11 protein-coding genes are annotated in these 12,831 nt (G+C 44.7%); 8 read left to right on the forward strand and 3 right to left on the reverse strand.

Annotated elements, in window-relative coordinates:
• Nucleotides 1–28 precede the first annotated feature (28 nt).
• A complete protein-coding gene (locus L3V36_RS18825; protein ID WP_017093775.1) occupies nt 29–478 on the forward strand; it encodes a low molecular weight protein-tyrosine-phosphatase in 450 nt (149 codons plus the stop codon).
• A 111-nt stretch (nt 479–589) separates the two neighbouring features.
• On the opposite strand, the gene L3V36_RS18830 is transcribed toward L3V36_RS18825, so the two are convergent.
• Together L3V36_RS18830 and rne are read right to left on the reverse strand one after the other, a co-directional pair.
• Nucleotides 590–2,137: a SulP family inorganic anion transporter gene (locus L3V36_RS18830; protein ID WP_004733998.1), complete on the reverse strand. Its 1,548-nt coding sequence runs from the start codon at nt 2,135–2,137 to the stop codon at nt 590–592.
• 258 nt (nt 2,138–2,395) lie between these two features.
• Entirely contained in the window at nt 2,396–5,629 is a 3,234-nt protein-coding gene (rne, locus tag L3V36_RS18835; RefSeq protein ID WP_102447617.1) for a ribonuclease E, read from the reverse strand.
• A gap of 618 nt (nt 5,630–6,247) precedes the next feature.
• On the opposite strand from rne, the gene rluC reads away from it, so the two are divergent.
• The gene (gene rluC / locus L3V36_RS18840; protein WP_017078123.1) at nt 6,248–7,192 is read left to right on the forward strand and encodes a 23S rRNA pseudouridine(955/2504/2580) synthase RluC; all 945 of its coding nucleotides are present in this window, start codon (nt 6,248–6,250) and stop codon (nt 7,190–7,192) included.
• Between the two features lie 288 nt (nt 7,193–7,480).
• Here rluC and L3V36_RS18845 read toward each other — a convergent pair whose 3' ends face one another.
• A complete protein-coding gene (locus tag L3V36_RS18845; RefSeq protein ID WP_102447618.1) occupies nt 7,481–8,062 on the reverse strand; it encodes a nucleoside triphosphate pyrophosphatase in 582 nt (193 codons plus the stop codon).
• Between the two features lie 149 nt (nt 8,063–8,211).
• On the opposite strand from L3V36_RS18845, the gene yceD reads away from it, so the two are divergent.
• From yceD to fabG, 6 genes are all read left to right on the forward strand, one after another.
• Nucleotides 8,212–8,739: a 23S rRNA accumulation protein YceD gene (yceD, locus tag L3V36_RS18850; RefSeq protein WP_004733994.1), complete on the forward strand. Its 528-nt coding sequence runs from the start codon at nt 8,212–8,214 to the stop codon at nt 8,737–8,739.
• 44 nt (nt 8,740–8,783) lie between these two features.
• A complete protein-coding gene (rpmF, locus tag L3V36_RS18855; RefSeq protein WP_004737376.1) occupies nt 8,784–8,954 on the forward strand; it encodes a 50S ribosomal protein L32 in 171 nt (56 codons plus the stop codon).
• A 9-nt stretch (nt 8,955–8,963) separates the two neighbouring features.
• Nucleotides 8,964–9,989: a phosphate acyltransferase PlsX gene (gene plsX, locus L3V36_RS18860; RefSeq protein ID WP_017062152.1), complete on the forward strand. Its 1,026-nt coding sequence runs from the start codon at nt 8,964–8,966 to the stop codon at nt 9,987–9,989.
• Between the two features lie 5 nt (nt 9,990–9,994).
• Nucleotides 9,995–10,945, forward strand: coding sequence for a beta-ketoacyl-ACP synthase III (locus tag L3V36_RS18865; protein WP_010437276.1), 951 nt, complete (start codon nt 9,995–9,997; stop codon nt 10,943–10,945).
• 80 nt (nt 10,946–11,025) lie between these two features.
• On the forward strand, nt 11,026–11,949 hold the full coding sequence (fabD, locus tag L3V36_RS18870) for an ACP S-malonyltransferase (protein WP_017078125.1): 924 nt from the start codon (nt 11,026–11,028) through the stop codon (nt 11,947–11,949).
• 25 nt (nt 11,950–11,974) lie between these two features.
• Complete coding sequence (gene fabG, locus L3V36_RS18875; protein ID WP_010437280.1) at nt 11,975–12,709, forward strand: 3-oxoacyl-ACP reductase FabG; 735 nt, start codon at nt 11,975–11,977, stop codon at nt 12,707–12,709.
• The last annotated feature ends 122 nt before the right edge of the window (nt 12,710–12,831 follow it).

Consider the following 12,831-nt stretch of genomic DNA (forward strand, 5'->3'; position numbering starts at 1 on the left):
AAACCATCGGAAGAACAGGTGATTAGGGATGAAAAAGATACTCGTAGTTTGTATGGGGAATATTTGCCGTTCGCCAACAGGTGAAGCGGTGCTAAGGAAGAAAGCGCAACAACTGGATATTGACGTTGTGGTCGACTCTGCAGGGACGATTGATTTTCATCAAGGCAACCCACCGGACTCTCGTTCAAAGTCTGCAGGTGAGAAACGTGGCTACAGCTTCAAAGGTATTACGTCTCGCAAGGTAGTGATGAATGATTTTGATGAGTTTGATTTAATACTAGCCGCAGATCAGGCGAATTTAGATGATTTAACGAATCAGTGTCCAGCCCACCTTCAATACAAACTTGCGCTATTCTTGAGCTTTGGAGAGTCACAATATCAAGAGATACCAGATCCTTATTACGGTGAAGGAAATGGCTTTGAGTTGGTGTTGGATTTAATCGAAGAGTCTAGCGAAGCGATACTGCGTTCAATGTAGTGTAGACGCTGTGTTCTTGGGTGGGCGATAAAGTATCAAGGTTCATCGATATAAAAAAGGCCGACATCGAATGTCGGCCTTTCTAAATCTAACTTAAAGCTACAGCTAAGATTACTTAGACATTACTTTGTAGATTGGGTCTTCTGCAACGTTCGCTTCAACTAAGCTACCGGCTTTGTGCAGCATAGCAACACAGTCTTGGCTTAGGTGGCGAAGGTGAAGTGTTTTGCCTAGTGCAGCGTAACGGTCAGCAATCGTGTCGATCGCTTCAATTGCAGAGTGGTCTGTTACGCGTGAGTTGGCGAAATCAACGATAACATCTTGTGGATCGTTGTATGCGTCAAACAACTCAAGGAAGTTAGCGGTTGAACCAAAGAAGATTGGGCCGTTAACTTTGTACTCTTTAGAGCCTTCAGCGTTAACTGATTTGTCTGCGTAGATGTGTTTAGCATGTTGCCATGCGAACATTAGTGCCGAAGCAACAACACCCACACCAACAGCGACCGCAAGGTCCGTTAGTACTGTTACCACGGTAACCAGAACGATAACGAAGAAATCTTGCTTAGGAACGCGACGCGCAAGCTTGAAGGTTGCCCATTCAAACGTACCGATAACAACCATGAACATTACGCCCACAAGTGCTGCTAGAGGAATCATTTCAATCAGTGCAGAACCAAACAGGATGAACATCAGTAGTGCAACTGCCGCTACGATACCTGAAAGACGACCACGACCGCCTGAGTTTACGTTGATCATCGATTGACCGATCATCGCACAACCACCCATCGCACCGAATACAGAACACGTTACGTTAGCCATACCTTGACCAACACATTCACGGTTAGATTGGCCACGAGTGTTTGTCATCTCGTCTAGTACCGTTAGTGTCAGTAGAGACTCGATCAGGCCGATAGCTGCAAGGATAATAGCGTATGGCAGGATGATCTGAAGTGTCTCGAAAGAAAACGGAACTGCGGGAATAGAGAACGTTGGTAGAGAGCCCGCTAGCGTAGCGGCTTCGTCGCCAGACATAGTACGTAGGAAGTCAACAACAGTACGAGTTTCAAGATCAAGGCCTACAACCAAAGCCGTTACCGTTACAATAGCTACCAATGAAGAAGGTACTGCTGTAGTGAGTTTAGGTAGGAAGTGGATGATACCCATAGTGAGTGCGACTAGGCCTAACATCAGTGTCATTTGACCGCTAGGTAACCAAGTTAATGCACCCGTTACGTCTGGCGCTTTAAATTGACCAAGCTGAGCTAGGAAGATCACAATTGCCAAACCGTTCACGAAACCAATCATTACTGGGTGTGGAACGATACGGATAAATTTACCTAACTTGAATACACCCGCTGCAATTTGCAGAAGGCCAGCCAGCATAACGGCTGCGAATAGGTATTGAACGCCATGGGTTGCCACTAGGCTCACCATTACAACGGCCATTGCGCCAGTTGCACCAGAAATCATACCTGGACGACCACCGAAGACGGAAGTGATTAAACCTACGATGAATGCTGCGTAAAGACCAACCATTGGGTCAACGCCAGCAACAAAGGCGAATGCTACGGCTTCAGGTACCAGAGCTAGGGCTACTGTAAGACCTGAAAGCACGTCATTCTTTACAGAGTGCTTTGAAAATTGTGGGAATTCGAACATGTTTGCTCAGCTATGCTAAAAATGGATTTACCGACACGAGTGTATTGCGTAGCCAAACAGTGATGGAAAAGAGCGGCAATAGCGAAGTGTCGAAAAGATAAGTGCGCGAATGCTACCCAAAAATGTGACTAAGTTCAAGGTTGAACCTAACTTTGAGTAATATATCTGTTAATTTTTATTCGATTAGTAGATATGAAAAAGGCTGCTTTAATAAGCAGCCTTTGATTCTATTTACTTGTGATTATCTATCAGTAATCGCTAGTAGTTTGGCTTAGTCATACCTGCGCCAGCTTGGTTCGACGCTGCTTGACTACCTGCACCTTTCGGTACAAAACGCTCAGTGCGGAACGGAGCTGCAACAACTTCAATCTCTTTGATCTCTTGTGGACCAGGAGCTTTAGTCATTGGTGAGCCTGCTTGCTTCTTAGCAACCGTTGCTTTTGGTGCAGCTTGAGGAGCTTCTGCTTTTACAACAGGCGCTTCTTCAACTTTTGCACTTTCAGCTTTAGGTGCTTCAGCTTCAACAACTGGTGTTGTCTCTTCTACTGCAACAGCCGCTTCGACTTTCGTCGCTTCTACAATCACTGGAGCTTCAACTTTCTCAGTTTCAACAACCACTGGTGCTTCTTCAACGACTGCAGGAGCTTCAGTTACCTGAGCTTCAGAGCGAGTTTCTTCAGCAGCAACTGCGTCTTCACGAGAGATGATTACTTTACCCATAGCTAATTCAGGACAAGCAAAACCGCCAGCCATCACTACGTTGCTTTGAAGTGCATTCTCTTGAGCTGTATTTTGCTCTTGAGCTTGAACAACAGCTTGAGTTTCAGTAGCAACTTGAGCTTCAACAGCAACGTCCATTTCCGCCACTTCAGGTTTTGTCTGATTGTGGTGAGGTTTTGGAATGAAGCGAGGCATCACTTTACCCATAGCCATCTCAGGAGAAGCTACACCACCTTTACGTAGGCGGAATGGGTTAGGGCGACGATCACGACCGCGACGACGACGTTGACCACTTGCACGTAGGTGACGTGGAGAACGACGGTTACGACGTTGCTTCGGCTCTTCCTGTTCTGTTTGCTCAGCATCTACTTGAGTTGCATCTACTTGTTCCGCAACTTTTTGCTCTTGAGCCACAGCTTGTTCGTGATTTGCTGTTTGTACCTTTTGCTCTTTTGAAGCGTTATCGGCATTGTTGTCAGCTTCTGCTTGAGCTTGCTGGTCTTTAACTCGAACCAGTTTGTTCAGCTTACGACGTTGACGACGCTCTTTAATTTTCACAGCTTTTGCTTCAGGCTTCGCCTTTGGCGCTTCTGGTTTATCAGCTTGAGCTTCTGCCGCTAGCTGTAGACCTTCTTCTGCTAATTTAGATGGTACTTGCTCTTCTTGTTGCTTCTGCTCATCACGTGGCTTATTGCGACGATCTTGCTTAGGCTTACGAGGCTGACGAGTTTGCTGTGGAGCTGCTTCTTTTTGCTCTTCAGGTTTCTCATCACGTACAGGTTTACGACGGCGTTTGTTGTCACGGTTTTCGTTGCGATTGTCGCCACGTTCGTTACGTTGTTCGCTACGGTCACCACGCTCGTTACGTTGTTCGCCACGGTCACCACGCTCGTTACGTTGTTCGCCACGGTCACCACGTTGGTTACGACGGCGGTTGTCGTTACGATCACGGCGTTGACGGTTACCGTTGTTGCGATTGTTCTTAGGTTTTTCTTCTTTCTTCTCTTCTTCTTTCTTCTCTTCTTGAGTTGAAGAGCCAAATAAGAAGCTACCGATAGCTTTGAAGAAACGACCAATTAGGCTAGGTTCTTGCGTTGCAGCTGGTTCAACTTTCTTCTCTTCAACAGCTTTAGGAGCTGGTGCAGGAGTAGGTGCTGATTGAGCTGGAGCCGCGAAACCTTTCAGAGCAGGCTCTTCGATCTTCTTAGGACGAATAGTCTGTTCTACTGGTTCTTTGCTTTCTGCTTCTTTTAAAGCTTCTAGCTTGGTAGGCAGCAAGTAAGAGAGTAGATCGAACTCTTCACCTTCACGAACACGGATAACCTCAAAGTGTGGTGTTTCCATGTCAGAGTTAGGAACAACAGTGATCTTAACTTCTTGGTTCTTCTCGATGTGGTTTACTGAGCGACGTTTTTCGTTCAGAAGGTAAGAGGCGATTGGAACAGGCACAACAGCAAGTACTTGTGCTGTGTTGTCTTTCAGAGCTTCTTCTTCAATCAAACGTAGAACAGAAAGTGCTAGAGATTCGTTATCACGAACAACACCAGTACCTGTACAACGAGGACAAATGTGGTGGCTTGCTTCTGCTAGTGATGGGCTCAAACGTTGACGAGACATCTCTAGAAGACCAAAGCGAGAAATACGACCAATCTGAACACGTGCACGATCTAAACGAACGGCATCACGTAGACGGCTTTCAACTTCGCGTTGGTGGCGAACCGGAGTCATATCGATGAAGTCGATAACAACAAGACCACCTAGGTCACGTAGACGTAATTGACGTGCAATTTCATCGGCTGCTTCTAGGTTAGTGTTTAGCGCTGTTTCTTCAATATCGCTGCCCTTTGTTGCACGAGCAGAGTTGATATCGATAGAAGTTAGAGCTTCTGTTGGGTCGATCACGATAGAACCACCAGACGGAAGACGAACTTCACGTTGGAAAGCTGATTCGATCTGGCTTTCAATCTGGTAATGGCTAAATAGTGGCACTTCACCATCGTATTTCTTAACGCGATTCATGAAATCTGGGCGTATTAATTGAATGTGCGCTTGTGCACGTTCAAAAATAGTATTGCTGTCGATTAGAATCTCGCCAATATCACGACGTAGATAGTCACGAATCGCACGAACGATAACGTTACTTTCTTGGTGAATAAGGAAAGGAGCTGCATTTGAATCAGAAGCTTGCTTAATAGCGCCCCAGTGATTCAATAGAACGTTCAAGTCCCACTCTAGCTCTTCTGCACTTTTGCCAACACCTGCTGTACGCACGATTAAGCCCATGCCTTGAGGAAGCTCAAGAGTGCTTAATGCTGCTTTCAGTTGAGTGCGTTCATCACCTTCGATACGACGAGAAATACCGCCAGCACGAGGGTTATTAGGCATAAGAACTAAGTAACTACCCGCCAAAGAGATGAAAGTTGTCAGTGCAGCGCCTTTGCTACCACGTTCTTCTTTCTCAACTTGTACGATTACTTCTTGTCCTTCTCTTAGCACTTCTTTAATGCTAGGACGGCCTTGGTATGTATAACCTTCAGGGAAGTATTCGCGGGCAATTTCTTTAAGAGGGAGGAAACCGTGACGTTCTGCGCCGTAATCAACAAATGCCGCTTCTAGGCTTGGTTCAATACGGGTAATACGTCCTTTGTAGATATTCGCTTTCTTTGACTCGTGACCTGGACTTTCGATATCTAGATCGAACAGTCGCTGGCCATCAACCAAAGCGACACGCAACTCTTCTTTTTGAGTTGCGTTAATTAACATTCTTTTCATTTAGAAATTCTCATTGTCTTTTCTTATTTTCATCATTGGTCTTATCGCTTTATTCGTTTCTCATGGTGCCAGATCCCATGGCTTTATCGGTGCAGCCTCCCGGCTGGAGTAGGGATGCTCTGGGGCACGTCAGTCATCATAGGGAGTTAGCCTATGATCCGCGATGTGGCGGTGAATACTCAACATGAGTGTACGTGAGTAGAGCGATAAGGAACTCAGTTGACCGTGTCTTACGCCGATTGCAGCACTGTCTAATCTGAGTCATCTACTCATTTACTTGCTTATGAATGGTTAGCTGTTTAAATATTAGTCAATCCATTGATAGCAGCTGTGAACTATAGCAGTGGTCGGTAAACACAGCAATCTGCTTTGTCGTAATGCGGTAAAAAAAACAGTTTTTGTTTGGGTTTTGATAGCTCTAACTCACTGTCTATAAATAATTTATCAATTGATATTTTAATTTGCAGGAAGCTTGGTGCTTTTTTGTCCGAAGAATCAAAGAAATATAGAACTTCAATGACCTTTTAGGGATAGATCGGCAGGGATTATAGATAAATAAGTTCAGAATAGGGTTAAGAAAATCTCAATTATCAAAAGTGACAGTGATACAATGGCCCAATGAGCGAAATTAGAACCCAAGTCCAATTTGTCGACATTGACGAAGATATGGCTGGTCAGCGTATTGATAACTTCTTACGCAACCAATTAAAAAACATCCCGAAAAGCATGATTTACCGAATCGTGCGTAAAGGCGAAGTCCGCGTAAACAAAAAACGCATCAAGGCTGAATACAAACTAAAAGCAGGTGATTTAGTTCGTATCCCGCCAGTCACTATTGAAGAGAAAACAGAAGAGAACGTGCCAAGCACGAAACTCAATAAGGTTTCTGAATTAGAACAGTGCATCATTTATGAAGATGATCACATGCTGATTCTTAATAAACCGTCTGGCACTGCTGTTCATGGTGGTAGTGGGCTAAAGTTTGGCGCGATTGAAGCATTGCGTGCACTTCGCCCTGATGCTCGTTTTCTTGAATTAGTGCATCGTATTGATAGAGATACGTCTGGCATTTTGCTTGTTGCTAAGAAGCGCTCTGCGCTAAGACACCTTCAAGCACAGTTCCGTGAAAAAACGGTTCAAAAATACTACTTCGCTTTAGTGATGGGCGAATGGAAGAACAGCTGTAAAGTGGTTAATGCCCCTTTATTGAAAAATGAAGTAAACAGTATTGTTCGCGTTAACCCGAATGGTAAGGCTTCTGAAACTCGTTTTAAGGTTTTGGAAAAATTCCAAGATGCGACGTTAGTTCAGGCAAGCCCAATTACCGGCCGTACGCACCAAATTCGCGTACATGCTCAGTATACTGGCCACCCAATTGCTTGGGATGACCGTTACGGTGATCGTCGTTTTGATGCTTACACGGGTAAAGTAGGATTGAATCGTTTGTTCTTACATGCCGCCAACATTAAGTTTACCCACCCAGGTAGCGAAGAGAAGATGGATATCTCGGCTCCAATGGAAAAAAGGCTAGAGAGAGCACTCACTGGTCTACGTAAGCTTTAAGAAGATACGAGATACGAGATACGAGATACGAGATACGAGATACGAAAGGGTTAGCTGTTTCTAGCCTTACTTATCTATTAACAAAAAAGGTTGACGAAATTCGTCAACCTTTTTTGTTTTCATCTGTTGTAGAAGATCCCCAACTCGCTCTTTCCTCGCTCTTAAGGATGACGACTTTTTAAAGTCAGGTTCTACATCATGAGCTGATTGGATAATGTAGCTATCTTCGTCCTTCCCTAGACTGACGAAGGAAGGAGTAGGGAATCTCTAACAAAGAGAGGGTATCCGTTATAGTACGCTCATTCCTTGCGCTTCTAACATATCAACCAGATCGATCAGAGGTAAACCGATCAAGGTATTCGGGTCTTTACCTTCCATCTGTTTAAATAGCGCGATACCTAACCCTTCACACATAAAGCTGCCTGCGCAGTAATAAGGCTGTTCTTTCTCAACATAAGAAATGATTTGCTGCTGTGTTAAATCACGGAAATGCACGATGAAGGTATCTAAGCGAGTGTCGGCTTTATTGGTTTCGCTGTTCCATATGGTTATCCCAGTATAGAAAGTGATGCTTTTGCCGCTTTGGTGAGATAGCTGCTCAATCGCTTTTTCACGAGTGTGTGGTTTACCAATGATTTCTCCATCAATCACACACACTTGATCGGAACCAATCACTAGGCTTGGTTGTTCGGTAGTACAAGACTTGGCTTTTGTCTCGGCAAGACGCATCACTAACTGTTGAGGTGTCTCTTCTGGAAGTGGTGTTTCATCGCAGTCAGGCTTCGCTGTGACAAAGTCTAACTGTAGTTTTTTGAGGATCTCTTGCCTAAATGGAGATGTAGAAGCTAAAACTAGTTGGTAATTTCTCATTTTAATTTACAATTCGTGTAAGCATTTAGTTCAGGATAACGTAACTTATCCTGCTATTCATAATGCTCTGAACAGGAAAGGTAGGAAAGTACATTTTTTTTGCCATTTCCTTTGACTAAACACGATTTGGAAGATAAGATTCGCGCCCTATGCAAAAGGAAAAAATACCGCGTACAGTTGATCCGGCAAGAACGGCTCAAAAACGACTCGATATGGATGGTATCATTCAAGTCAGTCTTTTGAAGCGTTTAACTGAAACAACTGAAGGCGTAAAACGTGACGCGCAAGTCTCAATGTCATTTGGGCTTGATGAACAACGATTAGTCGTTATCTCTGGTAAAGCTAACGTCGAAGTCGATTTAGAGTGTCAACGTTGTAATGAGGTTTTCGCACATGAGTGCGATGTCCAATTTACTTATACTCCTGTTTACAGCGAGAAAAGTGAAGAGGAAGCACCGGAAGAGTACGATTTGGTAGATCTGAACGAGTACGGTGAGTTAGACCTGATTCAATTAGTTGAAGACGAGTTCATCCTTGGATTGCCACAAATAGCAATGCACGACGATGCGAAATGTAGCGTTAACTCAAATAACTTGGTGTTTGGTGAACTTCCTGAAGAAATTGAGGAAGATAAAAAGCCGAATCCATTTGATGTTTTAAAAAACTTAAAGAAGTAACTTATTAGTAAGTATCTTTAAGAATTTACATAGGAGTAGGGTCAATGGCCGTACAAAAGAGCAAGAAATCACGTTCAATGCGTGGCATGCGTCGTTCACACGATGCGCTAACTACAGCTGCACTTTCTGTAGACGCAACTTCAGGTGAAACTCACCTACGTCACAACGTGACTGCCGAAGGTTTCTACCGCGGCAAAAAGGTTATCAACAAGTAAGGTTGACCTTTGCAAAATCTAACCGTTGCGCTTGATGCAATGGGCGGGGACTTCGGTCCTCGTGTAACAGTGCCTGCCGCCGTGCAGGCACTGTCGTATTTCCCAGAGCTAAAAGTCATTCTCATAGGTGATCGAAATGCGATCACATCTCAATTATCTTCATTAGGTCGAATGCCTGATTCTCGTTTGAGTATCCAGCATTGTGATCGAGTCATTTCCAATTCTGAAAAACCTTCACTAGCCTTACGTAATAGTCAGGGTAGTTCTATGCGTGCTGCTATCGATTTGGTTGCCGAATCACAGGCTGATGCTTGTGTGAGTGGTGGTAACACTGGCGCACTGATGGCGTTATCTCGTTTCAGACTCAAACTCCTTCCCGGTATTGATAGGCCTGCATTGGTTTCAGCTTTGCCTACTGCTTCTGGCAACCGTACATGGATGCTTGATTTAGGAGCGAACGTTTCTAGTGACGCAGATTCACTGTTTCAGTTTGCTGTAATGGGCAGTGCATTAGCAGAACAACATTTAGGTCGCGCTCCACGTGTCGCTATCTTGAATATCGGTGCAGAAGAAATCAAAGGCAATGACCTTGTGAAACGATGTGCGGAAATGTTGTCTAATACTCAGTCTGTTAACTTCATAGGCTATATTGAAGGTAATCAATTACTTCAAGATGCCGCTGATGTCGTCGTATGTGATGGTTTTGTGGGCAATGTCTGCTTAAAAACGTGCGAAGGTACAGCTCAGCTCTTTATTGATAAGCTAAAAACGCGCATGATGGCTTCAACAATAAAGGGTTGGATCGCCAGAATGTTGTTTTCTGAGCTATTTACTGAATTAAAAACCTTGAACCCCGACCAGTATAACGGCGCAAGTTTGTTAGGATTGCGCGGCATTGTCATTAAAAGTCATGGAAGTGCTGATGTGTCTGCAGTCGTCAACGCGATTGGTGAAGCAGTACACGAGGTCAAACGACAAGTCCCCAGCCGCATTAGCGATCGTTTGGAAGCGGTTTTACTCGAGAGGCATTATTAGTCTTCATGTATAGCAAAATTTTAGGTACTGGCAGCTACTTGCCATCTCAGGTGCGTACTAACGCAGACTTAGAGAAAATGGTAGAGACTAGCGATGAGTGGATCGTTGCTAGAACAGGTATTAAAGAGCGTCGTATTTCAGCGGAAAACGAAACCGTTGCGGATATGGCGTTTTACGCTGCTGAGAATGCCATTGAGATGGCAGGTATCGACAAAGAAGATATTGATTTAATCATCGTTGCGACAACCAGCAGTAGCCATACATTCCCGTCTTCGGCATGTCAGGTACAAGGTAAGCTTGGTATCAAAGGCTGCCCTGCGTTTGATTTAGCTGCGGCGTGTTCTGGCTTTGTCTATGCACTGTCTGTTGCTGATCAACATATCAAGACTGGTATGTGTAAAAACGTTTTGGTAATCGGTGCGGATGCACTGTCAAAAACCTGTGATCCGACTGACCGCTCTACTATCATCTTATTTGGTGATGCTGCAGGCGCGGTGGTTGTAGGCGCAAGCGAAGAGCCAGGTATTTTGTCTACTCACATTTACTCTGATGGTAAATATGGTGAGCTTCTAAGCTTAGAAGTTCCAGAGCGTGGCGGTGATGCAGACAAATGGCTGCACATGGCGGGCAACGAAGTATTTAAAGTGGCGGTAACTCAGCTTTCTAAGCTAGTTAAAGACACATTAGCGGCGAACAATATGGATAAGTCAGAGCTTGATTGGTTAGTTCCACACCAAGCGAATTACCGTATTATCTCGGCAACCGCTAAAAAGCTGACGATGTCGCTTGATCAAGTTGTGATTACTCTTGATAAGCACGGCAATACGTCGGCAGCTACCGTACCAACGGCCCTTGATGAGGCTGTTCGCGACGGGCGAATTAAACGTGGTCAAACGCTTCTACTCGAAGCATTTGGCGGCGGCTTCACTTGGGGTTCTGCGTTAGTTAAATTCTAACCCCAAGCGATAATCAACAAACAAGGCACATAACTTATGTGCCTTATTCAATTTTTTGCTTTGCTTAAAGGAAAATTACAATGAGCAAATTTGCTATCGTATTCCCAGGCCAAGGCTCTCAAGCTATCGGTATGCTTGCTGACCTAGGCGAACAGTATGATGTTGTTAAAAAGACATTTGCTGAAGCTTCAGAAGCACTTGGTTACGATCTATGGGCATTGGTTCAAGATGGTCCAGTAGAAAATCTAAATGAAACTTTCCGTACTCAACCGGCTCTACTCACTGCGTCTGTTGCAATCTGGCGCGTATGGCAAGAGCTTGGTCTAGAGCAACCTGCAAACCTAGCAGGCCACAGCCTAGGCGAATACTCTGCACTAGTGTGTGCGGGTGTTATCGACTTTAAAGAAGCGATCAAGCTGGTTGAGCTACGTGGTCAACTGATGCAAGAAGCGGTTCCTGCGGGTGTTGGTGCAATGTACGCAATCATCGGTCTAGATGATGAAGCGATTGCTAAAGCGTGTGAAGAAGCGGCACAAGACGAAGTTGTGTCTCCAGTTAACTTCAATTCACCAGGCCAAGTTGTTATCGCGGGTAACAAAGCAGCAGTAGAGCGTGCTGGTGCACTATGTAAAGAAGCAGGCGCTAAACGTGCTCTTCCTTTACCTGTATCTGTGCCGTCTCACTGTGCCCTTATGAAGCCTGCAGCAGACAAGCTAGCGGTTGCTCTAGAAGCTCTAGAGTTCAACACACCGGCACTGCCTGTTATCAATAACGTCGATGTTATTGCTGAAACAGACCCTGCAAAAATCAAAAGCGCACTTGTTCGTCAGCTATACAGCCCAGTTCGTTGGACTGAAGGTGTACAAGCGATGAATGAGCAAGGCGTTGAAAAGCTACTAGAATTAGGCCCAGGTAAGGTTCTTACTGGTCTAACAAAACGTATTGTTAAAACTATGACAGCTGCTGCAGTTAATGACACTGCATCACTAGACGCTGCTAAGTAAATAACCAATTAATAGAGAAGTTATGATGAATTTAGAAGGCAAAGTTGCACTAGTTACAGGCGCAAGCCGTGGCATCGGTCGTGCAATCGCTGAGCTTTTAGTTGAGCGTGGTGCTAAAGTTATCGGTACTGCTACGTCTGAAGGCGGCGCTGCTGCAATCAGCGAGTACCTTGGTGAGAACGGTAAGGGTCTTGCTCTTAATGTCACTGATGTTGACTCAATTGCTGCTACACTGAAAACCATCAACGATGAATTCGGTGCGATTGACATTCTGGTTAACAACGCAGGTATCACTCGTGATAACCTTCTCATGCGTATGAAAGACGATGAATGGAATGACATCATTGATACTAACCTAACGCCTATCTTCCGCATGTCTAAAGCTGTATTGCGTGGCATGATGAAGAAGCGTCAAGGCCGTATCGTAAACGTTGGTTCTGTAGTAGGTACTATGGGTAACGCTGGTCAAGCTAACTACGCAGCAGCAAAAGCTGGTGTGATTGGTTTCACTAAATCAATGGCTCGTGAAGTTGCGTCTCGTGGTATTACAGTGAACACTGTAGCGCCAGGTTTCATCGAAACAGACATGACTAAAGCGCTAAATGATGACCAACGTGCAGCAACTTTGGCGAATGTACCAGCAGGTCGACTAGGTGACCCTCGCGAAATCGCTGAAGCTGTGGTATTTTTGGCGTCACCTGCGGCAGCTTATATCACAGGTGAAACACTTCACGTCAATGGCGGTATGTACATGGTGTAAATTATGTGCAACATTTGTGCATGATTTAAGTCAAGATCATACGTAATTTCGGTTAAAATCGTGAAAATTGTGGTTTGACCAGAAAAGTTGACCTTGCAACTTTCAATAGATTGAATAAACTA

Source organism: Vibrio sp. G-C-1 (assembly GCF_021728015.1).
Taxonomy (GTDB): Bacteria; Pseudomonadota; Gammaproteobacteria; order Enterobacterales; family Vibrionaceae; genus Vibrio; species Vibrio splendidus.

What these genes read in the sequence shown, in the direction of transcription:
- L3V36_RS18825 (WP_017093775.1), top strand. Translation starts at nt 29, where the DNA reads ATGAAAAAGATACTCGTAGTTTGTATGGGGAATATTTGCCGTTCGCCA.
- L3V36_RS18830 (WP_004733998.1), bottom strand. Translation starts at nt 2,137, where the DNA reads ATGTTCGAATTCCCACAATTTTCAAAGCACTCTGTAAAGAATGACGTG.
- rne (WP_102447617.1), bottom strand. Translation starts at nt 5,629, where the DNA reads ATGAAAAGAATGTTAATTAACGCAACTCAAAAAGAAGAGTTGCGTGTC.
- rluC (WP_017078123.1), top strand. Translation starts at nt 6,248, where the DNA reads ATGAGCGAAATTAGAACCCAAGTCCAATTTGTCGACATTGACGAAGAT.
- L3V36_RS18845 (WP_102447618.1), bottom strand. Translation starts at nt 8,062, where the DNA reads ATGAGAAATTACCAACTAGTTTTAGCTTCTACATCTCCATTTAGGCAA.
- yceD (WP_004733994.1), top strand. Translation starts at nt 8,212, where the DNA reads ATGCAAAAGGAAAAAATACCGCGTACAGTTGATCCGGCAAGAACGGCT.
- rpmF (WP_004737376.1), top strand. Translation starts at nt 8,784, where the DNA reads ATGGCCGTACAAAAGAGCAAGAAATCACGTTCAATGCGTGGCATGCGT.
- L3V36_RS18865 (WP_010437276.1), top strand. Translation starts at nt 9,995, where the DNA reads ATGTATAGCAAAATTTTAGGTACTGGCAGCTACTTGCCATCTCAGGTG.
- fabD (WP_017078125.1), top strand. Translation starts at nt 11,026, where the DNA reads ATGAGCAAATTTGCTATCGTATTCCCAGGCCAAGGCTCTCAAGCTATC.
- fabG (WP_010437280.1), top strand. Translation starts at nt 11,975, where the DNA reads ATGAATTTAGAAGGCAAAGTTGCACTAGTTACAGGCGCAAGCCGTGGC.